Source organism: Streptomyces sp. NPDC050759 (assembly GCF_044456945.1).
In the GTDB taxonomy this organism is placed as follows: Bacteria; Actinomycetota; Actinomycetes; order Streptomycetales; family Streptomycetaceae; genus Streptomyces.
In genome coordinates, this window is sequence record NZ_JBITGI010000025.1 from 42545 (window position 1) to 65053 (window position 22509).

The window sequence follows — 22509 nt, forward strand, 5'->3', positions numbered from 1 at the left end:
GCCACCTCAATACATCCGCGTCACCGCTCCCGAAGCCTCCTCCGGTGGCGGGGTGCGCCGCTGCCAGTCCTGTGCCAGCTCCGTGGGGAAGCGGCGTCCGCTGCGGGCCAGCACGACCCCCTCGGTCAGTTCCAGTTCGTCGCCGCCGCGGAACTCCCGCCGGGCATCCTTGCCGATGTCCTGCCACTGCCCGGTGCCCGCCTTTCCGGCGGTCGGCCGCCAGCGGGTGCCGTAACTACTCAGGTCCTCGACGTGTACGACACCTCCCGTGACCTGGAGTTCCACGTGTGCCCGGCTGATGCCGGCGGCGCGCTCGTCGGGCACCAGGCCGTGCAGGGCGATGCCGTCGGGTCCCGGGCGGCGGCCGATCCGTACGGTCGAGCCGTCCTCCAGCGTGAAGCGGGCCAAGCAGGCGCCGTCGAGCATCAGCTTCACCTGCGCCGTGGCGGTGCGGGGCCCGTCGTCGACCAGTGCGAGGCTGTGCAGGTCGCAGGTCGGCACGCCGCCGCGCATGCGGGGCAGCATGACGGACGATCCCTTGCGGGTGTCGTAGAGCGTGCATCGGCGGTCCGGGCAGCGCCAGTTGCGGCGGACCACCTCGGAGCGGGGGGCGCGCCGCGGCCCGAGCAGGCCCTGCTTCTTCAGGACCGTCTCCTCGGACTTGCGGGAGATCTGCGCGTCGCTCGCCACGCCCATGTCCAGGGGCCTGAGTCGGACCGTGCCGTCGGGTCCGGGGACCGGCTGCAGGAAGTCGTCGGTGTTGCCCTGGAGGAAGGGGAACTCCACGCGGGCGTCCCGGTAGTAGTCGTAGGTGATGACGGGGATGCCGGTCATCTCGCACAGTTCCAGGACGCGCCCGTCGGCGTCCTCCAGCTCTTCGACGAGGCCCCGTCGCACCCAGTCCCGCAGTATGCGCACGTCCGCCGGATCGTTGAACTCGTCGCGGCCGCCCGCGCGCAGACTGCGGTCGGCCACCAGGAACAGCTTGACGTCCGGGTCGCGGGCCAGCTCCGCGGCGGCGTCGACGACCAGGGTCAGCCGGCGCAGCGAGCGCAGACCGGGTTCTCCGATGTCCCTCCGGCGGACGACGGGTGACAGGTCGACGAGGAAGCATGCCTCCTCGAAGTCCGCCGTCAGGTGCTTCTCCACAGGTTTGCCCCGTTTCCCCGAAACTGCCCACGCGGCGGGCTGATGTGATGTTAATTACCTTACGACGGGCCATTATTGGCGATACGCGTAGCGCGTGGACACCCGTTGGAGAAACGGGTGGGCCGGTGTGGGCGAGCTGGACTTGAACCGTGGGGGCGCTTGTGTCCGAGTGGGGTTCGTTCGTGGACGAGTCGCCGTCGTCGGGAGGCGGTCCGCCGTCGGCTCCGCCCCCGTCGTCTCCGTCGGCCGCGGACCACGAGTGGGGATTCTACGAACCGGAACCCGAACCCCAGTCCCGACCCGGGACCGGCCGGTCGCCCTCGGCGGCCGTGGACGCGGATCCCGGCTGGGGCTTCGACGACCCCTCCGCCGCGAGCGCACCATCGCCACCCTCCCCTCCGACGGGTGTACCGACGCCCTCGCCGGAGGTCGTCGCGTCCCTGTTGACCGTCGGCGAGACCCTGTGGGCCCACGTCGACGGCCCTGTCGCGGTCCTCGGCTCGGGCTGTCCCGTCACCGCCGTCTACGACGGCGAGCCCGACGGCTTCAGTGGGTGGCGCCCGGTCACAGTGGTCGACCCCGGCAGTCTCACCGTGCGCCCGGTACCGCTGTCGCTGGGCGAACCGCCCGTCGGTGCCGCCACGTCCGTCGCCGAGCTCTACTCCGACCTCGAGCCGTCGTCCGCGACCGAGCCCCGCCGGGCGGCACCCTTCCCGGTCGGTCAGGGGCCCGACCTGGAGGCCGTGCTGAGCCGGGCGGTGGCGGAGGAACGCGAGCGGGTGCGCGCGGAGGCGGCCGCCGCGGCTCATCGGGCTGAGGCGCAACTCAACTTGGCGAAACGGGAGTTGGCGGAACGGACCGAGCTCGCCGAACGGCATGCCCGGATGCGCGAGGAGCAGGCGCAAAGCGAGGTGCGGCGCACCCAGCAGGAGGCCGCCCAGCACGTGTCCGCCGCCCAGGCGCAGATCGCCGCGGCCCGTGACCAGTTCACCCAGGCCCAGCAGCAATGGCAGCTCCGGGCCCGGCAGGCGGAGGCCGAGCAAACCCGCCTCACTCGCGAGCTGAACCGGGCGAAACGCGCGGGCGTACAGCACCTCGTGCTGGTCGGCGTACTCGCCGTGCTGGCGGTCGTCCTGACCTTCGTACTCAAGGGGGCGTGACGCGATGGAGTCACCGCTGAGCGGAACCCCGGCCGACGAGGACACCTCCGAGACCTCGGAGGCCTCAAGCACCTCCGACACCTCGACCACCTCGACCACCTCAAGCACCTCAACCACCTCTGACCCCGAGGACACCGTGGAGACGCCCCTGCCGCCGGAACCGGCCCAGGAAGCCGACACGGACGAGGACGCACTCGAGTTCACGGCCGTCGCCGTCCCTGAGATCGCCGTGCGCTGGAACCAGGAACTGGCGCCGACCCTGCGGGACGGCATCGTCGAGCACGACAGCCTCGACCGTGCCGACCTTCTCGACGAACTGCCCTCGCTGTGGCCGACGGTGGACGCCGCCCTGGCCCGGGTCGGACCCGGCTGCCTGGTCACCGAGTCCGTACGGCACGACATGTACGAGGGCTGGCAAGTGGCCGCGTTGCCGCGCTACGACCTGGACGGCGGCATCGAGCTGCGGGACCGGCGCGACGGAGCACCGCAGCCGCGGGACCGGCGCGCCCTCGTGCAGGCGCTGGTGGACGCGGTCGCCGACCGGCCCTGCCTCGACCTGCGGGACGCCCTGAACCTGCTCGACGTGTTCGCTGGCACTTTCCCGCCCGGCCTGGACGCAGTCTGCCGCCGACTGCTCGGCCACGACCTGCGCCAGGGGCTGGCCGTCGGCATGGCGCCGCTGCACGAGGCCCTCGGACGCCGTGCGGCGGGCCGCGTCTCGGCCACCTGCTACCAGGAGAGCGCGGTGGGCTCCCGCAAGGCCAAGGGCGACCCGGCCACCGACAACGAGGACGCGGCCGGCGCCGTGCGCGGCCCGTCCGGCACCGTGCGCTGTGCCGTCTTCGACGGCGTGACGGGAGACGGCGACGGCTCCGGCGCCAGGGCCTCCCGGGCCGCGCTGGAGCAGGCCACGCGCCGCTGGGCGAGGGAGGAGGACCTGTCGCCGCGGGAGCTGGTCGCCGAACTCGACGCGGCCGTCGGCCGCGCCACCGAAGGCAGCGCCACGGCCGTCCTGGCGACCGTACGCCCGGACGGTACGGCGTCGGTGGTGTCCGTCGGCGACTCGGAGGCCTGGCTCGTACGACCGCTGCGCACCCCGCCGCGCGACGAGCCGCACGGACCGGCCCGGGGCCGCGAACTACCGTACGCCGCCTGGAAACTGACTCCGGCCCACACCGGCTACGCCGAGCTGCTGCGGGGCAGCCCGGACGCCGAGGGCGAGGAGTCCTCGCTGGTCAACTTTCTCGGCGGGGGCGGTGGCCTGGGCCGATGGGCCCACAGCATCGTCGAGCTGGCCCCGGGCGACCTCCTCCTGCTCGCCTCGGACGGGGCCACGGAATCGGAACGGGAGCGCTGGTTCGGAGCGGTGCTCGCCGAACTGGCCACGCAACTCGACGCGTCGGGGCGCCCGCCCGCCCCCGCGCTCGCCGCCGCTCTCGTCCAGCGGGCGGAGGCTCTGGGCGGCTGGGACAACGCCACGGCACTGGTGTGTGCGATCGGAGAGGCGAAACACGTATGACCGAGGACATCAAGATCGCGGCCGACCGCCACGAGGCACACATCGGCGAGGAGTTCGTGGTGTCGATAGCGCCGCCCGTGCTGCGCCGCACCTCGCGGGTCAGCGACGGCGTCGCCTACGTCCTCGCCGTGGACGACAGCTGGTCGATGGCGATCAGGGCCGACTCCAAGTCCGAGGAGTTCGCCGACGAGAGCGACCCGGACGACCTCAGCCGCAAGGACGTGGCGCATTCCGGCGTCCGCGAACTGGCGACCGCGCTGCCGCACGGCGCCCGTGTCGACGTGATCACCTTCGCGCAGAACTCCGGACTCCGCTTCTCCGGCACCGCGGGGGAGCTGCTGCGCAAGGGCAGCTGGGACGGCAACCCCGAGAACGAGCGCGGCTGGACCAACATCGACGGCGCCCTCCACAGCGCGTACGAACGACTGGAACAGCATCGGGCGGGCTCCCGCCGGGTCGTGCTGCTCAGCGACGGGCTGCCCAACTTCGGCGAGACCGATCCGGGGCGACTGGCCGCGATCGCCCGGGATGCCGCCGACCGGGAACTGCACACCGACGTCATCGGAATCGGCGCGGGCGCCGACTACGAACTCCTGGCGGGGCTCACGACGACGGGGAGGGCCGATCACGTTGCCTCGCGGACCAATGCCGCCGACGAGATGAAACAGATCGCGGCGCGCCTCGCGGCGCACGGCAGAGACGTGGTGGTGGGCAGCGGCGAACTGTCGCTGGAGATCAACCCGTACTTCCAGGTGCTGGGCGTCTACCAGATCGATCCGACCCGCCGCCGGCTCGACGGCGTCCTGGCCGACGGTGGCGGACGGCGCCCCAGCGAGGTCCACCTCACCCTGGGTGCCATCGCCGAGGGATACGACGGCCAGCCGCTCTACGCGCTGAAACTCCGGGCGCCCGGGCGGGTCAGCGCGGGATCGGTCCCCGTGCTCAAGGCGACCGGGCGGGTCGGATCGGGGTCCGAGGCGAGGGAGTTGACCCCGGGGAGGTTCGAACTGCGGACGGTGAACAACCCGTTGGCGCCGAACATCCGGCCTGAGTACGCGCGCGCCGTCGCGGCCGCCGATCTGGACCGGGAGATCAACGACCGTGCTGCCGCGGCCGGCTCGGACGGTGAGCGGCAGCGGATCTTCGAAGAGGGCGTGGAACGTGCCCGCCGCATCCAGGCCCCCGATCTCGCGGCCGCCTACCAGCAGGCGAGCGGCGGTCTGCGGGAGGGTCTGCAGACGAAGGACGTGCTCAACGAGTCGCGTGCGACATCCAGCCGCAGCTCCACCAGGAACAAGCGGGACTGGTTCCAGGACATCCCGGTGGAGATGCCGGACGAGATCCGGGCCCGCCGCCGGCGACGCAGCCTGGACGATGACGATGACGACGACGCGGGTGCGTACGGGGGCGCGGCAGCCGGCAGCCCGTACGCCGGGAGTTCCTACGGCGGCGCTTCGTACCGCGACGGCGCCTACCGTGACGGCGCCCACGGTGGCAGGTCCGGAGGTGACCCGTACGGCGATCCGTACGGCGGAGACTCGCACGGCGAGGCCTCCGGCGGTTCGTACGGCGACGGCGCGGACGCGCCCACCCGGCCCCCGGCGCCCGGGCAGGGTTCGGCATGAGCGCTCCCGGCGTGATCATCGACGCCTCCAACGTCGCCGCGACCAGAAAAAGGCCCTGGCCGTTCTCGCGGGTCGTCGACGTACGGGAGGCCTGGATGCGCCACAACCCCGGTACCACTGCCGTGGCCGTCCTCGACGCCAGCGTCCGGCCCGTCCTCGACGACCAGCACCTCGTCGAACTGGCCGAACACGAACACTGGCTGGAGGTCCACCAGGGCGACGCCGACGACCGGATCCTCGCGCTGGCCGACCAGTTCGACGCCGCCATCGTCTCCAGCGACAACTTCCGCTACGCGCGCCGCGAGTACGCCTGGCTCCAGGGCAACGGGTCGCGCGTGTGGAGCGTGCGCAGGATGCGCGGGCAGATCATGTTCAGCCCCCGCCAGCTCGGCGTGGCCAGCGACGAGGAGATAGAGCGCGACCGGCAGAAGAAGCTGACCAAGGCGGGCCTGCTGCGCCAGGACGCCGAGGAGCGGTTTCGCTGCTCCTCCGGGCCGGGCGGCTGTCTGCGCGGCGGCGAGGTGCTGCTGCCCCGGCAGGTCAACAAGGACGGCACCCGCTGGTACTGCCTCTCCTGCGGCTACGAGGCGGTCGAGATCATCGCCGAACCGCCCCTGCTCGACGACCTCGACGGCGGGCCCGTCCAGGTGACGGTCCAGCACAGCTACTCGGTCCGGCGCACGATCACCGTGCCGTCCGACGGCCTGACCCTGGGCCGGGCCACGCGCAGCCGCCCCGGCGTCACCGACGTCACCGAGGGTCTCGGCCGGGACCAGGCCGACGAGATATCCCGCACCCATGTGCGGATCTTTCTGGACGACGACGGGAAGCCGCTGGTCGAGCACGTCCCGGAACAGGACCAGAACGCCTCCTTCCTCAACCCGGAGCTGGACTTCGCGGGTCGGCCCCAGTCCGGCCGGCTCGCCACCGCACTGCCGTACGCCTTGGAGGACGGCGACGAAGTGCACCTCGGGCCGGGCACGGTCCGGCTGCGCATCGGTTTCGGGGGGGATCAGTGAGCGGGTTCACACCGGGCTGGATCCAGGCCGAAACCGGCGACGAGCACGGCTCGCCGCGCAGGGCCTGGATCCCCGCCGACTTCGGGGCGGACGGCAGGTTCGTCACGCGTGACCTGCTCGCCATGGCGGGGCAGGGATACATCGTGCTCGCCAAGGACCGCTGGTCCGGCGGCGAGGTCGTGATCAAGGGCATGTGGTGGTCGGAGACGGCCCTGGACGACCCCCGCCTGGTCCAGAACGCCCTGTCCGTCCAGCAGGCCCAACGCCGGCAGGGGCTGAAGGCCGTCCGTCAGGCCACCCAGCTCACCCAGCAGTGCCCGGTCGTCATCAGCGTGGAGTCACAGCCCTCCCCGTCCCTGACGGCCGCCGGCCGGCATCCGGATCCGGTCCCGCCCGAGAGCTTCCTGGTGCAGCAGTTCATCGGCCAGCGGGGCGGCGCCTCGCGCAACCTGCAAAAGGACATCGAGGTCAGGGCCGAGGAGAAACGCCGGTTCACCGAGGACGAACTCCTGGATCTGGCTGAGCAGTTGTGCAACACCCTCGCCGCCCTGCACCGCGAACGGCACAGCGACAGGACCTCGTCCAAGGGCTGGATCCATGCCGACATCAAGCCGGAGAACATCCTCGTCCTCGGCCCGCCGGCCCGCTATGTGCTGATCGACTACGACGCCGCCGTACAGGTCGGCGACCACATCTCCACCACCACCCAGGCGTACGCGCCTCCCGGCCAGGAAGGATCCGACGAGGCCGGCGAGCTGGGCGAGGCACACGTGCGGTTCGACATCTACATGCTCGGCGCCACCCTCGCGCACGCGGCCGCGCTGAAACGGCTCGATGCGCAGCAGTACCGCCAGCTGTACGCGGAGGACCGCGACGCGAGCGCCCCCGGCCGGAAATACCTCACCTCCCTCGGCTACGGACCGGTGCTCACCAACGCCCTCGCCACCTGTCTGTCGGCGCGCAAGTTCCGGCTGGCCACCGTCGACCGGGTCCGTATCGACCTCGCCCGCGCGCGCAGCGCCACCGTCCTGCAGTCCGCGCTCCGCACGCTGGGAGGCCGGTCCTGATGACCACCGCCAACGCCACGCAGGGCAGGCTCCTCACCCGTATCCCCGGCCGTTCCGGTCGCTTCTGGGAGCCGCACACGGTGCAGCTGCGCCCCGGACACCTGCGCTCGGCGGTCGCCGCCGAGATCCGGGCCACTCGCATGGTCAAGGACGAGGATGAGGACGTCTACGGCGCCCTGCGCGTCTTCCCCAACCGCAGGCAACGCGGTCAGGCGGCCGCGCTGCTCGCCGCCGGCAACCCCGTCACACCCGCCCTCCTCGACCTGGTCGACCACCCCGGTCTGCCCCCCGCGCTGATCACGGCCTGGGCCCCCGGCGCCTCCTCCGTGCCGCTGCGCGCCCTGCGCGAACGCGACGACCTCGACGCCATGCTGACCGCCGGGCACCGCTGGACACCGGCCGGGGCGCTGCGGACCCTGGTTCCGCTCGGGCGCGCCCTGGACGACATGGCGCGGGCCGGGTTCGTCCCGATCGAGCTGTCGCCCGACCATCTCGTGGTGAACTCCGGCTCGATGATGATGGCGGGCATCGGCCGGCACGGATACATCCCCTCGGAAGGCCGGATGCCCGGCGCCCAGGGGATGTCCCTGCCGACCGCGCTGTTGCTCGGCAGCGACCTGCCGACCGCGGGCACCGGGAAGGAGACGTTCGCCCGGTGGCGGGAGGTCCAGGTCCGCGCGCTGACGCGGCTCGCGGGCTGGATGGTCTGCGGACTGCCGCCCGGCGCCTGGGGTTCGGTGGACGGCCCGGCCGACCTCGGCGCCTATCTGCGGGCGGCCGGCTTCCGCCGCGTCCCGGCGCTGCGGCCCGGCCGGCTCGCCGACACCCTCGCCCGGGAGGCCCGCGAGGAGGAACAGGCCCACGCCGAAGCCGACATCAGCGAGGCGCGGGCCGTGCTCGTCTACCACGACGTGGCGCAGTACAGCGGCGGCTCCCGCCGGGAGATCAACCCCGAGGCGCTGCGTCTGGCCCTGCTGCACGACCACGGCCCGAAGGTGATCGCCCTGGCCGCCTTCGACAACCTACGGCTCAACACACGCGTCGCGACGCTGCTGTCCGGCGCGGGCTGGGTGCTGGTGCGGCCGGACGAGCTGATGAACCGGGTCTGCCTGGTCGCGTCGGCCGCGTCGCACGCCCGCGTGGTGATCGCCGGCCGGATCGGCGCCGCCGACCTGCGCCGCGTCCAGCGGGAGAGCGCCCAGAGCGTCGAGCAGGTCGACCCCGAGGACCTCTCGCTGACCGCGTCGAAGATCGCCGGCATGCGCGCCGACCAGCTGCCGTACCTCACGGACCCGGCCCTGGAGCAGTACGCGGAGGAACTCCTCCAGGACCCGAATGTTCCGGCCGCACGCCGGCGGAGCACCGGCCAGGCGATCCGCCGGCGCACCTTCGCCGCGGGCTGGACCCTCAAACTCGGCGGCGCCGACCGCATGCGCCCGCGTGACCGCGGCATGCTGCTGGACCGGATGGCCGACTGCTTCGGCACCAACACCGAGCTGCTGGTGGCGGTCCGGGCCCGGCAGAACGCGCCCGGCCTGCGCAAACGCAACCGCCAGCTCGACGACGCCGGAATGCGCCGACTGGTGACGGCCCTGTCGGGCGTGCCCCGGTCCGGTTTCCGGGACTGCCTGATGTCGGCGCTGCTCGGTCCCGCCGAGGAGGACCTGTACGGGGAGGCCACGCGCCGTCTGCTGCCCGTGGCGGGCCGGCTCGCCGATGTCTTCGACGCCCGCCGACCGGTCGGTCCTGACGCGCTGCCGATGGACGACGCGCTGCGGCAGCGCCCCGGCATCCGCCGCGTCGGCTTGTACGGGCGGCTGTGCACGGCCGTACCCGAGGTGGAGCCGGAGCGGTTGGCGGCCGCTGTCACCCAGATGGACGACACTCTGGTCTCGCTGCTCTCCCAGATCCCGGCCCCGAGCCTTCAGTTCCTCGCCGGCCGTCTGGAGGACCCGAAACTCCTCGACCTGCTGAGGCCCCACCTCCAGGGCGACGACCTGGACCTCCTGGTCCGGTACACCCCGCAGATGTGGCGGCGACTGCTCGAAGGGCTTCGCCAGCCACAGCACTTGGGCGTGCTCGGTCTCGGCTGGGTTCAGGTCGTGGAGCAGGACGTCACCGGGGCGGTGGACGCCCGCGTGCTGTCGCAGATCGCAGCCGACGCGGACGTCTCCGGGCACGACACGGTGCGCGCCCTGCTCGGCACGGCTCCCGCCGACTGGCCGGTCGTCTGTGCCCACCCAGCCCTCGCCGCCCGCTGGCTGGCCGAACAGGGCGCCCTGGACATCGCCGAGATCGTCGCGAGCTTCCCCGACACCCGGGCGGCCCTCGCGGAATACGGCACCGAAGGCTTGCGGCACGCCCTGGAACTCGGGCTGGACCAGCCGTCCATGAACCGGATCAAGGGGTACGCCGACGGGATCGGCCGTACGGCGGACGAGGTCCTCACCGCCTTCCAGGAACGCGGTTTCGAACGCGCCGAGCAGACCGAGCCGCTGGACACGGCGGCCGCGGTCGCCTGGTCGCGCTGGCAGCTGGGGCGCGGTGAGGAACTGGACTGGGTCCTCGGCAACGTCATCTCCCGCCCCGGCAAGATCCGTACGTGGGCCGTGCACGGGCCCCGGCTGGAGCAGCGGGTCGCCGCCGCCGTCATGGGCCAGGGAGCGGTTCCGGAGACGGCCGACGCACTGGCCGCCGACCCGGTCCTGCTGCCCCTGCTGGCCACCCTGAGCAGCCCGGAACAGCGCACCGCCCTGCTGCGGCTCTGTGCCGCCGAGCGCGAGGCCACCCTGGATCCCCGCGCGCGCCGCGAACTGCCGCTGATCCTGTCCGCCGCCGACCCCGCACAGACGCTGCGCACCCTGCTGCGCGACGGACTGGGCGTGGTGGCGCAGCAGTTCGCCGAGCGGCACCACCTCAGCCCCGAACAGCGCCGCATGCTCGCCGAACTGGCCCCGCTCACCAGCGAGCTGGCGGCCCGCTCCCTGGAGTCCGTGCTGCAGGTCGGTGCCCGGTTCGGCCCGCGGGTCGCGGTCACCGCGGCCGTCGTCGAGCAGCGCCTGCCCGGCAGCGCCGAGGCGGTGTCGGTCTGGGGCCCACGCTGGCTGCCCCTGCTCGCCGGCGGTTCCGGACCGCGCGTACTGCGGCTGCTGGTGGAGCAGCGCGTGAAACACGGGGCCCGCGCCGGAGTGCTCACCCCGTGGCTGCTGGCGGCGGGGGAGGACGGGCTCGCACTGGTCGAGCGGTTCGGTTCCGACGCGCTGGACCTGGTCCTCGCCACCGAGGCGGCGCCGGCCGAGGCCCGACTACTGGGCGAGCTGCTGATGCTGCCCGGCCCCGGACCCACCCTCTACGGCCTGGTCACCGGCTACGGCCTGCCACCGGAAACCTGGGCGCGCACGGCCCGCATGCTGGCTGGCGGCGAGCAGCCGGAGCGGGTCCTGCTCAGACTGTGGAGCAGGGCGCCCGCCCGATGACGTTGCCTTTGCCGGATGCCTCGTCCACGCAGGTGGGATGGGGTTCGGGTGTTGGCCGAGGCCGATCGAGTCGCCGGTATCGCGCGGCGCCGGTTGGCGCGGTGATGATCGGTCGTGCTGCTGAGACTGGCGTACCTGGGTGTGACGAACGCGCTCGCGATGCTGCGACTGCTGCCGATGAGCGACCGGAAAAAAAGATGTCGAGATCCTCGCTCTGCGCCACCGGATCGGCGTTCTGGAACGGCAGCTGAACGGGCAGCAGGTCCGGTTCCACGCGAGCGACCGGGCGTTTTTGGCGTCGCTCCTCCACGGCCTGCCACGGGAAGTGCTGCGCGCACGGTCACGAACCCGTCGGGGAGCGTGCACACCTGGTCGGTGGCCTGCGCCCACCCGGTGCCGAAACCGAGGTCCGCTTAGTTCTTCGCGAGGATGTGCGGGATGCCGTACTCGGTGTAGCGGATGGTGGCGGACAGCCCGCCGTGGGACGGATGTTCCTGTTTCTGCTGGTCCTGCGCGGCTGCGGCCGGCAGCGTGCCGACGGCGGCGAACAGGGCCACGGCCGCGACCACGGAGCGTCTGAGACGGGTGCGCATCGTGCCTCCCAACGTCATTGAGGGAAGGAGCGGTTGAGCGTACCAACCGGTAGGTTGTCCCGTATGACGCCTGGACACGGCAGTACGGTTGACGGAGTGCTGCGGCGCAGCGCCCGGCGCACCCCGGCGCGCGTCGCGGTGGAGTACGGCGAGCGCGCATGGACGTACGAGGAACTCGACGACGCCGTCTCACGAGCGGCGCGCGTTCTCCTCGACCAGGGCCTGGACCGCGGTGACCGGGTCGGTGCCTACGGCCACAACTCGGACGCGTATCTGATCGGGTTCCTCGCCTGCGCCCGCGCGGGACTGGTCCATGTTCCGGTCAACCAGAACCTCACCGGTGACGACCTCGCGTACATCGTCGGCCAGTCGGGCAGCACGCTCGTCCTCGCCGATCCCGACCTCGCGGGGCGACTCCCCGACGGTGTGCGCACGGTGCCCCTGCGGGACGCCGACGACTCGCTGCTGGCCCGACTGGCCACGGCGTCGCCGTACGACGGCCCCGAACCGCGCAGCGAGGACCTGGTCCAGCTGCTGTACACCTCGGGGACGACGGCCCTGCCCAAGGGCGCGATGATGACCCACCGCGCCCTGGTCCACGAGTACCTGAGCGCGATCACCGCCTGCGATCTCAGTGCGGGTGACCGGCCCGTGCACTCGTTGCCGCTCTACCACTCGGCCCAGATGCACGTCTTCCTGCTGCCCTACCTCGCGGTCGGCGCGACGAACATCATCCTCGACGGGCCCGACGGCGACCGCCTCTTCGACCTGATCGAGCAGGGCCGCGCGGACAGCCTGTTCGCGCCGCCCACGGTGTGGATCGGACTGGCCAACCGCCCCGACTTCGCCACGCGCGATCTCAGCGGGCTGCGCAAGGCGTACTACGGCGCCTCCATCATGCCGGTGCCCGTCCTGGAACGACTCCGCGAGCGGCTGCCGAAGCTGGCCTTCTACAACTGTTTCGGCCAGAGCGAGATCGGCCCCCTCGCGACCGTCCTCGCGCCCGACGAGCACAAGGGGCGGATGGACTCCTGCGGCCGTACCGTCCTGTTCGTCGACGCCCGGATCGTGGACGAGAACGGCAAGGACGTGCCGGACGGTACGCCCGGCGAGATCGTCTACAGGTCACCGCAGTTGTGCGAGGGCTACTGGGACAAGCCCGAGGAGACCGAGGCGGCCTTCCGGGACGGCTGGTTCCACTCCGGGGACCTCGCGGTGCGGGACGCGCACGGCTACTTCACGATCGTCGACCGGGTGAAGGACGTCATCAACTCCGGCGGCGTCCTGGTCGCCTCACGCCAGGTCGAGGACGCGCTGTACACGCACGACGCCGTGGCCGAGGTCGCCGTGATCGGTCTGCCCGACGAGCGGTGGATCGAGGCCGTCACGGCGGTCGTCGTCCCGCGCGGCGAGGTCACCGAGGCCGAACTCCTCGACCACGCCCGGGAGCAGCTCGCCCACTTCAAGGCACCCAAGCGGGTGGTGTTCGTGGACGAGCTGCCACGGAACGCCAGCGGGAAGATCCTCAAGCGGGAGCTGCGGGACCGGTTCTCGTCGTGAAGGGCGTGAAGGACGTGAAGGACTAGCGGGGACGCAGGTCGACGATCCGGCGGATCTTCCCGACGGACCGCTCCAGGGACTCCGGTTCGACGATCTCGACGGCGACCGACACCCCGATGCCGTCCTTGATGGCCGTCGCGATGGTCCGTGCGGCCGCGTCCCGGGTCTCGGGTGTGGCGCCCGGCCGCGCCTCCGCGCGCACGGTGAGGGCGTCCAGGCGGCCCTCGCGGGTGAGGCGGAGCTGGAAGTGGGGTGCCACGCCCGGGGTGCGCAGGACGATCTCCTCGATCTGCGTGGGGAAGAGGTTCACCCCGCGCAGAATCACCATGTCGTCGCTGCGGCCGGTGACCTTCTCCATCCGCCGGAACACCCGGGCCGTGCCCGGCAGCAGCCGGGTCAGATCCCGGGTCCGGTAGCGGATGACGGGCATCGCCTCCTTGGTGAGCGAGGTGAACACCAGCTCACCCCGCTCGCCGTCCGGCAGCACCTCGCCGGTGATCGGGTCGACGATCTCGGGGAAGAAGTGGTCCTCCCACACATGGAGCCCGTCCTTGGTCTCCACGCACTCCTGCGCCACGCCCGGGCCGATCACCTCCGACAGCCCGTATATGTCCACGGCGTCGATCGCGAACCGCTCCTCGATCTCCCGGCGCATCTCCTCGGTCCACGGCTCGGCACCGAAGACGCCCACACGCAGGGACGTGCCGCGCGGATCGACGCCCTGCCGCTCGAACTCGTCGAGCAGCGTGAGCATGTACGACGGGGTCACCATGATGATGCCGGGTTCCAGGTCCTGGATGAGCTGCACCTGGCGTGCCCTCATGCCACCGGACGCGGGGACGACCGTACAGCCGAGCCGTTCGGCGCCATAGTGGGCGCCGAGTCCACCGGTGAAGAGCCCATAGCCGTACGCCACATGCACCACGTCCCCGGGTCTGCCGCCGGCCGCCCGGATGGAACGCGCCACCATGTCGGCCCACAGGTCCAGATCGTTGTCGGTGTAGCCGACCACTGTGGGGCGCCCGGTGGTACCGCTGGAGGCATGGATGCGCCGCACATGGTCCCGGGGCACGGCGAACATCCCGTACGGATAGTTCTCGCGCAGGTCCGCCTTCGTGGTGAACGGGAACCGGGCCAGGTCGCTCAGGGAGCGGCAGTCGTCCGGCCGGACACCCGCCTTGTCGAAGGACTCCCGGTAGAACGGCACATGCTCGTACGCGTGCCGCAGAGACGCCCGCATGCGCTCCAGCTGCACCGCCCGCAGCGCCCCGGCATCCAGTCGTTCCCCCGAGTCCAGCAGCTCCGCCGCATCAGCCATCGGAACGTCCCTTTCGCCCACCGCGTCATCACGGGCGACCCATCATTCGGTCGCGGTGCTGGGGATCAGTAATCCAGGCGACCGGTGCGGAGGCAAGAGGTCCACGCGCGCGTCGCCGGACGTCACTTCGCGAACGCCGTCATGAAGCGGTCGCGGAACTTGTCCATGCCCCACTCGGGCGCGTTGTCGGCGGGCTTGAGGCCGTCCGTCCAGTTCCAGCCGTCGACCCGGTCCAGCACCTTCGGGTCCTTGGCGACGATCGTGATCGGCACGTCAGTGCTGGTGGATCCCTTGGTGACGGTCGGGACGGGCTGGTGGTCGCCGAGGAAGACCAGGACCGTGTTCTCGTCGCCGTAGCGCTGCATCCACTGGGTCAGGCTGTCCACGGAGTACTGGATGGCCTTGCGGTACTCGGTACGCACCCGCTCCTGGCTCTTCCAGACCTCCGTCGGGTTCGTGCCCTCCTTCTTGATCTGTTCGAAGACGGAGCCGTCGCCGAGGTCGTTCCAGTCGATCGTGTGGGCGATCGGCGACCAGGGGTTGTGGCTGGACGCCAGGATGATCTCCGCCATGATCGGGTCACGGTTCTTCTTGCCGTGCTCCAGCTTCTGGAAGGCCTCCAGGCTGAACTGGTCCGGCACGGGCGTCCAGCTGAAGTAGGGGCCCTTGTAGCCGAGGTGCGTGGAGTCGTAGATGTGGTCGAGGCCGAAGTACTTGCCCTCGGGCCAGGACTTGCGCACACCCGGCACGATGCCGACCGTGCGCCAGTCACCGGTCTTCTGGAAGTAGCTGGTGAGGGTCGCGCGGTCACTGGTGGTGAGGTTCAGGTACCGCTGCTGGTTCTTGACCCACAGGCCGGACAGGAACGTGGAATGGGCCATCCAGCTGCCGGCGCCTGTCACGGGGGACTTCAGCCAGCCGCTGCGCGACGCGAACCCGGCCGACTTGAGCGTCGCGTCGCCCTTCTTGAGGGTCGCGTCGATCTCCGGCGCCATCGCCGGGTCGTCGATCGCCACGCGGCCGTAGCTCTCGATGAAGGTGAACAGGACGTCCTTGCCGTGCAGCCCGGTCAGGAGCTGGTCGGGAGGCGTGGCGGCGAAGGCGTCGACGGCGGACTGCTTCGCGAAGACCTTCGCGTCTCCCAGTCCGTTGCGCACATGCTGTACGCGGTTGGCGACGAACTCGGTGTTGCCCTTGGTGGCGAACGAGACCCCGCCGAACTGCACGCCCACCGTGAAGCAGGTGACCCAGACCGTGCCGAGGACCAGGGTGGTGCCGACGGCCGTCTGACGGTGCCGGGACATCACGTTCGCCAGCCGTACCACCGCCCACGTGCACAGCGCGAGGAGGGCGATGAACAGGACGATCACCCCGGTCACCGCGAGCACCTCGCCGGTGCGGCCGAACGACTCCCGGAGCCAGTCCCTCGCGTTGCCCAGCATGATCCAGTCGAAGACCAGGTCGAACGGCCGGGCCAGGGTCTGGTAGAAGCCCATGTCCAGGAACTTCAGGACGGTGAACAGCCCGAGGAACACCCCGGAGAGGACGGCCGCGATCCGGCGCGCCCTCGGCGGCAACACGAGGAGGACGGCTGCGAGGACGATCGCCTCCACAGGGAGACGGAAGAACGACCGGAGGTTCATGTGGTCGAGCCGGTTCGGGAAGAGCAGCACGAGCAGTACCAGCAGACCGGCCAGCACGCTCGTCCCGACGGACACGCCATGGGCCGTACGGGGGTAGCGGCGGCGCCAGCCGAACCAGCCGGGGCGCGGGGAGTCGCCGGCCTCAGAGGTGTCGGCGGCTTGAGACGTCTCGGCGGTTTGAGCGGTCTCGGTCGCCCCAGCCTCCTCTGCGACCTCCTCCGTCACACCTTCCCCCGTCGCACCCCCACCATCCGCTTCCGCCTCGCCCCCAGTGGTACCCGGCAGTTGGCGAGAACGAGTGAAGAGCGACACCCGGTGGTCCTTCCGTGCGGTCTTGCTGTGACGTGCGGTCCTGCGGCGACGGCATGACGAACAGGGCCCGCTGACCGAGCCTGCCACCACCAGTACGTTCGCACGTCACGTTCGGTTCAATCGCACGGGGTCGGGATCCGACCGTCACCCGTCCGCCGCCACCGCCACCTTCTGCGCCCACCGGTAGTCCGCCTTGCCGCTCGGGGACCGGCGGATGGACTGGGCGATCACCAGCTGGCGGGGCACCTTGTACCCCGCGAGCCGCGCCCGGCAGTGGGTCTGGAGGTCGTCCAGGGACATCCGCGCCGCACCCTCGCGCAACTGCACGACGGCGGCCACATGGTGCCCCCACTGCGCGTCCGGCACCCCGGCCACGAGCGCGTCGTACACATCGGGATGCGCCTTGAGTGCCTGCTCGACCTCCTCCGGGTACACCTTCTCGCCGCCCGTGTTGATGCACTGCGAGCCCCTCCCGAGGACGGTGACGACCCCCTCCTCGTCGACGGTGGCCATGTCCCCGAGCAGCACCCACCGCTCGCCGTCCTTCTCGAAGAAGGTGTCGGCGGTTTTCCGCGGGTCGTTGTAGTAGCCGAGCGGCACATGGCCGCACTGGGCGACCCGGCCCACCTCGCCCACGGCCACCGGCTCGTGCGTGGCCGGGTCGACCACCTGGGTGCGGGAGTTCACCCGGACGCGGAAGCCGCGCTCGGGGCCGGAGTCCTCCGTCGCCGTCCCGTTGAAGCCGGACTCGGAGGAGCCGAAGTTGTCGAGCAGCATGGCGTTCGGGACCAGCGCCCGGAACTGCCGGCTCACCGTGTCCGACATGATCGCGCCGGACGAGGACACACTGAACACCGACGACATGTCGGTGCCCTTCCTCGGGCCCTCCAGCGCGTCGATGAGCGGCCGCAGCATCGCGTCGCCCACCAGCGACATGGCGCTGACCTTCTCCCGCTCCACGGTCCGCAGCACTTCCTCGGGCACGAACTTGCGATGCAGTACGACCCGTTGGCCGAAGTTGAAGCCGATGAGAGTGGTCAGCGTGGAGGTGCCGTGCATCAGCGGCGGTGTGGGGAAGAAGGTGATCCCCGCCCCGCCCGCGGCGACCCGCTCGGCGAGTTCCTCGGGCCGCTTGACCGGCTCACCGGTGGGTGCGCCCCCGCCCAGTCCCGAGAAGAACAGGTCCTCCTGACGCCACATGACCCCCTTGGGCATCCCGGTGGTGCCGCCGGTGTAGATGATGAACTGGTCGTCGGCCGAGCGCGCCGGGAATCCACGCTCCGGCGACCCGCCGGACTCGGCGTCCGTGAAGTGCACCGTCGACAGCCGACCCGGTTCCCCGCCCCCGACCCGCACCAGATGCCGCAGCCGATCCGCCTGCGGCAACGCGGCCGCCACGCGGTCCGTGAACTCGGCGTCGAAGACCAGCCCCACCAGATCCGCGTCCCGGTAGAGGTAGACCAACTCCTCCTCCACATATCGGTAGTTGACGTTGACCGGGACGATCCGTGCCTTCAGGCAGCCCAGCAGCGTCTGCACGTACTCCACCCCGTTGTAGAGGTGCAGCCCGACGTGCTCACCGGGCCGTACTCCGCTGTCGAGCAGATGGTGGCCGATGCGATTGGCCGCGGCGTCCAGTTCCGCGTACGTCAGCCGGCGCTCCGCACCCGTACCGGGAATGTCGATGTACGCGAGCGCCTCACGGTCCGGCACCACGTCGACGACGGACTCGAACAGGTCGGCAAGGTTGTACTCCACCGCTCCTCCTGACCCAACACGGCCTGCATCTGCGACGGTTCGCCGGTCATCAGAGCAAAGGGCGGCGTGACTGTGAAGGGTTCGCGCGAATAAATCTGACTGACTGTCAGAAAACTCTTGAAGTGCGTCGGCGCCTCCTGCAACCTGTTCTCGTTCTGGCAGAGGGGAGACGGGCGATGGGTGGGACGGAACACCTCGACATCCAGCGCGAGGGCGCCACACTGGTGCTCACGCTCAACAGGCCGGAGGCGAAGAACGCGCTCTCGTTGCCGATGCTGGTCGGCCTGTACGACGGCTGGCTGGAAGCGGACGCGGACGACTCGATCCGCTCGGTCGTCTTCACCGGCGCGGGCGACTCGTTCTGCGCCGGCATGGACCTCAAGGCCCTCGCGGGCAAGGGCACCGGCGGCGAGCAGTACCGCGACCGGCTGACCGCCGACCCGGACCTGCACTGGAAGGCGATGCTGCGCCATCACCGCCCCCGCAAGCCGGTGATCGCGGCTGTCGAGGGCTACTGCGTCGCGGGCGGAACGGAGATGCTCCAGGGCACCGACATCCGGGTCGCCGGCGAGTCCGCGACCTTCGGCCTCTTCGAGGTCAAACGCGGCCTGTTCCCGATCGGCGGCTCCACGGTCCGGCTGCAACGCCAGATCCCGCGCACCCACGCGCTGGAGATGCTGCTCACCGGCCGCCCGTACACCGCACGCGAGGCCGCCGGCATCGGCCTGATCGGTCACGTCGTCCCGGACGGCACGGCACTCGCCAAGGCCCTGGAGATCGCCGAACTGATCAACGCCTGCGGTCCGTTGGCCGTCGAGGCGGTGAAGGCCTCGGTCTACGAGACGGCCGAGATGACCGAGACCGCCGGGCTGGCCGCCGAGCTGAAGCGGGGGTGGCCGATTTTCGACACCGCCGACGCCAAGGAAGGAGCGCGAGCCTTCGCCGACAAGCGGCCGCCCGACTACAAGCGGGCGTAGCGCCGCGCCGGCCTCGGCCGGTTCGCAGCCGCGGGCCGTATGTGGCTGGTCGCGCCCACGCGGCGGAGCCGCAGATGTCACCGCCCCGCGCCCCTCACGGGCGTCTCCCGCACCCGATCCTCCTAGGAGGCACGCGCCGATGCCGGATGTACTCAAGGCCCCACTCGTCGTCGAATTCCCCTTCACCCGCTCCCTCGGCCCCGTCCAGAGCGCCTTCCTGACCGGCCTGCGCGAGTGTGTCGTCCTCGGCGTGAAGGCCCGCGACGGCCGCACCCTGGTCCCGCCCGTCGAGTACGACCCCGTCACCGCCGAGGAGATCCGTGACCTCGTCCACGTGGGCACCACCGGCACCGTCACCACCTGGGCCTGGAACCACGAACCCCGTCGCGGTCAGCCGCTGGACACGCCGTTCGCCTGGGCCCTGGTGAAGCTCGACGGCGCCGACACCGCCCTGCTGCATGCCCTCGACGCCCCCGGCCCCGACGCCGTCCGCACCGGCATGCGCGTCCGGATCCGCTGGGCCGGGGAACGCTGCGGCGCCATCACCGACATCGCCTGCTTCGAGCCGTACGACGGAGACGACTCCGAAGTCGCCGTCCACTCCGGCGAGTTCGAGGACCCCGTCCACGGCATCGTCGCCCGGGCCCGCCTCGACTACACCTACTCACCGGGCCGCGCCCAGACCGCCTACATCAACGCCCTCGCCGAACACCGGGCCGTCGGTGAGCGCTGCCCGGCCTGCCGCAAGGTGTACGTCCCGCCGAGGGGTGCCTGCCCCACATGTGGCGTAGCCACATCGGAACAGGTGGAAGTGGGTCCTGCCGGCACAGTGACCACCTTCTGCATCGTCAACATCAAGGCCAAGAACCTCGACATCGACGTGCCGTACGTCTACGCCCACATCGCCCTCGACGGCGCCGACCTCGCGCTGCACGGCCGGATCGGCGGCATCCCGTACGACCAGGTGCGGATGGGGCTGCGGGTGGAGCCGGTGTGGACCGAGGGCGGCCGCTACCCGGACCACTACCGGCCGACCGGCGAACCCGACGCGGACTACGAGACCTACAAGGACCTCCTGTGACCAGCGACGCAGCCCCGGAGCCCCGCGACATCGCCGTCGTGGCCTTCGCCCAGTCCGACACCCTGCGCTCCACCGAGGAAGTCTCCGAGGTGGAGATGCTCATGCCGGTCCTGCACGACGTCGTCGCGCAGACCGGTCTGAAGACCGCCGACATCGGCTTCACCTGCTCCGGTTCCTGCGACTACCTCGCGGGGCGTGCCTTCTCCTTCACCCTGGCCCTCGACGGCGTGGGCGCCTGGCCGCCCATCTCCGAGTCGCACGTCGAGATGGACGGGGCCTGGGCCCTGTACGAGGCGTGGACCAAGCTGCTGTCCGGGGACGCCGACACCGCGCTGGTGTACTCCTACGGCAAATCCTCGCCCGGCTCCCTGCGCGACGTGCTCACCCGGCAGCTGGACCCCTACTACGTCGCCCCCCTGTGGCCCGACTCCGTCGCCCTCGCCGCCCTCCAGGCCCAGGCACTCATCGACGCGGGCGACACGGACGAGCGCGAGCTGGCGGCGATCGGCGCCCGGAGCCGGGCCACCGACAACCCGCGCGCACAGCTCAAAGGCCCCGTACCGCAGGGGGATTACCTCGTACGACCACTCCGCACCGGCGACTGCCCGCCCATCGGCGACGGGGCCGCCGCCGTGGTCCTCGCGGCGGGGGAGCGGGCCAGGGAGCTGTGCGAGCGCCCCGCCTGGATCCGCGGGATCGACCACCGCATCGAGGCGCACTCGCTCGGCGTCCGCGACCTCACCGACTCTCCCTCCACCCGCCTGGCGGCCGAGCGGGCCGGGGCCTTCGAACGGCCCGTGGACACCGCCGAGCTGCACGCGCCGTTCACTTCACAGGAAGTCGTCCTGCGCAAGGCGCTGCGGCTCGACGACTCCACACGGGTCAACCCGTCCGGCGGGGCCCTCGCCGCCAACCCGATGATGGCCGCCGGGCTCGCCCGCATCGGCGAATCCGCCGCCCGGATCCACCGGGGCGAGTCCGACCGGGCCCTCGGCCACGCCACCTCCGGGCCCTGTCTCCAACAGAACCTGGTCGCCGTACTCGAAGGGGATCCGCGATGAGCAAGGAGCCCGTGGCCGTCGTAGGGATCGGCCAGACCAAGCATGTCGCGGCCCGCCGGGACGTGTCGATCGCCGGGCTCGTCCGGGAGGCCGCCCGAAGGGCGCTCGACGACGCCGAGGTGGACTGGGCCGACATCGACGCCGTGGTGATCGGCAAGGCGCCCGACTTCTTCGAGGGCGTCATGATGCCGGAGCTGTACCTGGCCGACGCGCTCGGCGCGGTGGGCAAGCCGATGCTGCGGGTGCACACCGCGGGCAGCGTCGGCGGTTCCACGGCGTTGGTCGCCGCGAACCTGGTGGCGGCCCGGGTGCACTCCACCGTCCTCACCCTCGCCTTCGAGAAACAGTCCGAGTCCAACGCCATGTGGGGCCTGTCCCTGCCGATCCCCTTCCAGCAACCCCTGCTCGCCGGAGCCGGCGGCTTCTTCGCACCGCACGTGCGCGCGTACATGCGGCGCACCGGCGCGCCCGACACGGTCGGGTCGCTGGTGGCGTACAAGGACCGCCGTAACGCGCTCAAGAACCCGTACGCGCATCTGCACGAGCACGACATCACCCTGGAGAAGGTCCAGGCCTCGCCCATGCTCTGGGACCCGATCCGCTACTCCGAGACCTGCCCGTCCTCGGACGGGGCCTGCGCGATGGTGCTCACCGACCGGGCGGGCGCCGCGCGGGCGCCCCGGCCGCCGGCCTGGATGCTGGGCGGTGCCATGCGCAGCGAGCCGACGCTCTTCGCGGGCAAGGACGCCGTGTCGCCCCAGGCCGGCAAGGACTGCGCGGCCGACGTGTACCGGCAGGCCGGGATCGCCGACCCGCGCCGGGACATCGACGCCGTCGAGATGTACGTGCCGTTCTCCTGGTACGAGCCCATGTGGCTGGAGAACCTCGGCTTCGCCGACGAGGGCGAGGGCTGGAAGCTCACCGAGGCCGGCGTCACCGAGCTGGACGGGGATCTGCCCGTCAACATGTCGGGTGGCGTGCTGTCCACCAATCCGATCGGCGCCTCCGGCATGATCCGCTTCGCGGAAGCCGCGCTCCAGGCGCGCGGACAGGCCGGGGAACACCAGGTGGAGGGCGCCCGCAGGGTGCTGGGACACGCCTACGGCGGCGGATCCCAGTTCTTCTCCATGTGGCTCGTGGGGTCTGAGCCCCCTGATGCGTGACCTGACTCCTGAAAGGTCCCCCTCACGT

16 protein-coding genes are annotated in these 22509 nt (G+C 71.3%); 11 read left to right on the forward strand and 5 right to left on the reverse strand.

Features of this window, described 5'->3' with window-relative positions; genetic code table 11:
• Positions 1-6: 6 nt before the first annotated feature.
• Positions 7-1149 carry an FHA domain-containing protein gene (locus ACIBJB_RS43535; RefSeq protein ID WP_398939705.1) on the reverse strand — a complete coding sequence of 381 codons (1143 nt, stop codon included), beginning with the start codon at positions 1147-1149 and terminating at the stop codon, positions 7-9.
• A gap of 149 nt (positions 1150-1298) precedes the next feature.
• Between ACIBJB_RS43535 and ACIBJB_RS43540 the strand changes: the two genes are divergently transcribed.
• The 6 genes from ACIBJB_RS43540 to ACIBJB_RS43565 are packed head-to-tail and all read left to right on the forward strand — an operon-like array spanning position 1299 to position 11015.
• Positions 1299-2309: a hypothetical protein gene (locus tag ACIBJB_RS43540; protein ID WP_398939706.1), complete on the forward strand. Its 1011-nt coding sequence runs from the start codon at positions 1299-1301 to the stop codon at positions 2307-2309.
• A 4-nt stretch (positions 2310-2313) separates the two neighbouring features.
• On the forward strand, positions 2314-3828 hold the full coding sequence (locus ACIBJB_RS43545) for a hypothetical protein (RefSeq protein WP_398939707.1): 1515 nt from the start codon (positions 2314-2316) through the stop codon (positions 3826-3828).
• On the forward strand, positions 3825-5453 hold the full coding sequence (locus ACIBJB_RS43550; protein ID WP_398939708.1) for a VWA domain-containing protein: 1629 nt from the start codon (positions 3825-3827) through the stop codon (positions 5451-5453). Before ACIBJB_RS43545 ends, ACIBJB_RS43550 begins: the two co-directional genes overlap by 4 nt.
• Positions 5450-6472: a hypothetical protein gene (locus ACIBJB_RS43555; protein ID WP_398939709.1), complete on the forward strand. Its 1023-nt coding sequence runs from the start codon at positions 5450-5452 to the stop codon at positions 6470-6472. Before ACIBJB_RS43550 ends, ACIBJB_RS43555 begins: the two co-directional genes overlap by 4 nt.
• Positions 6469-7539 (forward strand): hypothetical protein, encoded by a 1071-nt coding sequence (locus ACIBJB_RS43560; protein WP_398939711.1) that lies wholly within the window; start codon positions 6469-6471, stop codon positions 7537-7539. The genes ACIBJB_RS43555 and ACIBJB_RS43560 overlap by 4 nt, the downstream gene beginning before the upstream one ends.
• Positions 7539-11015, forward strand: coding sequence for a hypothetical protein (locus tag ACIBJB_RS43565; protein WP_398939712.1), 3477 nt, complete (start codon positions 7539-7541; stop codon positions 11013-11015). Before ACIBJB_RS43560 ends, ACIBJB_RS43565 begins: the two co-directional genes overlap by 1 nt.
• A gap of 413 nt (positions 11016-11428) precedes the next feature.
• Here the strand turns inward: ACIBJB_RS43565 and ACIBJB_RS43570 are convergent, their stop codons facing one another.
• Positions 11429-11608 (reverse strand): hypothetical protein, encoded by a 180-nt coding sequence (locus tag ACIBJB_RS43570; protein ID WP_398939713.1) that lies wholly within the window; start codon positions 11606-11608, stop codon positions 11429-11431.
• A gap of 63 nt (positions 11609-11671) precedes the next feature.
• Between ACIBJB_RS43570 and ACIBJB_RS43575 the strand changes: the two genes are divergently transcribed.
• Positions 11672-13168, forward strand: a complete 1497-nt coding sequence (locus ACIBJB_RS43575) for an acyl-CoA synthetase (protein ID WP_398939714.1) — start codon at positions 11672-11674, stop codon at positions 13166-13168.
• Positions 13169-13190: 22 nt separating this feature from the next.
• On the opposite strand, the gene paaK is transcribed toward ACIBJB_RS43575, so the two are convergent.
• The 3 genes from paaK to ACIBJB_RS43590 all read right to left on the reverse strand — a co-directional run bounded on the left by paaK (position 13191) and on the right by ACIBJB_RS43590 (position 18199).
• A complete protein-coding gene (gene paaK, locus ACIBJB_RS43580) occupies positions 13191-14486 on the reverse strand; it encodes a phenylacetate--CoA ligase PaaK (RefSeq protein WP_398939715.1) in 1296 nt (431 codons plus the stop codon).
• Between the two features lie 122 nt (positions 14487-14608).
• Positions 14609-16354, reverse strand: a complete 1746-nt coding sequence (locus ACIBJB_RS43585) for a sulfatase (protein ID WP_398939716.1) — start codon at positions 16352-16354, stop codon at positions 14609-14611.
• 231 nt (positions 16355-16585) lie between these two features.
• The gene (locus ACIBJB_RS43590) at positions 16586-18199 is read right to left on the reverse strand and encodes an acyl-CoA synthetase (RefSeq protein ID WP_398939717.1); all 1614 of its coding nucleotides are present in this window, start codon (positions 18197-18199) and stop codon (positions 16586-16588) included.
• A 176-nt stretch (positions 18200-18375) separates the two neighbouring features.
• On the opposite strand from ACIBJB_RS43590, the gene ACIBJB_RS43595 reads away from it, so the two are divergent.
• From ACIBJB_RS43595 to ACIBJB_RS43610, 4 genes are all read left to right on the forward strand, one after another.
• Positions 18376-19176 (forward strand): crotonase/enoyl-CoA hydratase family protein, encoded by an 801-nt coding sequence (locus tag ACIBJB_RS43595; protein WP_398939718.1) that lies wholly within the window; start codon positions 18376-18378, stop codon positions 19174-19176.
• A 139-nt stretch (positions 19177-19315) separates the two neighbouring features.
• On the forward strand, positions 19316-20257 hold the full coding sequence (locus ACIBJB_RS43600) for an OB-fold domain-containing protein (RefSeq protein WP_398939720.1): 942 nt from the start codon (positions 19316-19318) through the stop codon (positions 20255-20257).
• Entirely contained in the window at positions 20254-21318 is a 1065-nt protein-coding gene (locus ACIBJB_RS43605; protein ID WP_398939721.1) for a thiolase domain-containing protein, read from the forward strand. Before ACIBJB_RS43600 ends, ACIBJB_RS43605 begins: the two co-directional genes overlap by 4 nt.
• Positions 21315-22481, forward strand: coding sequence for a thiolase domain-containing protein (locus ACIBJB_RS43610; RefSeq protein WP_398939722.1), 1167 nt, complete (start codon positions 21315-21317; stop codon positions 22479-22481). The genes ACIBJB_RS43605 and ACIBJB_RS43610 overlap by 4 nt, the downstream gene beginning before the upstream one ends.
• The last annotated feature ends 28 nt before the right edge of the window (positions 22482-22509 follow it).

Excerpts from the sequence above, each read along its gene's own strand:
- paaK (WP_398939715.1), bottom strand. The coding sequence starts at position 14,486 with ATGGCTGATGCGGCGGAGCTGCTGGACTCGGGGGAACGACTGGATGCC.
- ACIBJB_RS43570 (WP_398939713.1), bottom strand. The coding sequence starts at position 11,608 with ATGCGCACCCGTCTCAGACGCTCCGTGGTCGCGGCCGTGGCCCTGTTC.
- ACIBJB_RS43555 (WP_398939709.1), top strand. The coding sequence starts at position 5,450 with ATGAGCGCTCCCGGCGTGATCATCGACGCCTCCAACGTCGCCGCGACC.
- ACIBJB_RS43600 (WP_398939720.1), top strand. The coding sequence starts at position 19,316 with ATGCCGGATGTACTCAAGGCCCCACTCGTCGTCGAATTCCCCTTCACC.
- ACIBJB_RS43550 (WP_398939708.1), top strand. The coding sequence starts at position 3,825 with ATGACCGAGGACATCAAGATCGCGGCCGACCGCCACGAGGCACACATC.
- ACIBJB_RS43610 (WP_398939722.1), top strand. The coding sequence starts at position 21,315 with ATGAGCAAGGAGCCCGTGGCCGTCGTAGGGATCGGCCAGACCAAGCAT.
- ACIBJB_RS43545 (WP_398939707.1), top strand. The coding sequence starts at position 2,314 with ATGGAGTCACCGCTGAGCGGAACCCCGGCCGACGAGGACACCTCCGAG.
- ACIBJB_RS43575 (WP_398939714.1), top strand. The coding sequence starts at position 11,672 with ATGACGCCTGGACACGGCAGTACGGTTGACGGAGTGCTGCGGCGCAGC.
- ACIBJB_RS43595 (WP_398939718.1), top strand. The coding sequence starts at position 18,376 with ATGGGTGGGACGGAACACCTCGACATCCAGCGCGAGGGCGCCACACTG.
- ACIBJB_RS43565 (WP_398939712.1), top strand. The coding sequence starts at position 7,539 with ATGACCACCGCCAACGCCACGCAGGGCAGGCTCCTCACCCGTATCCCC.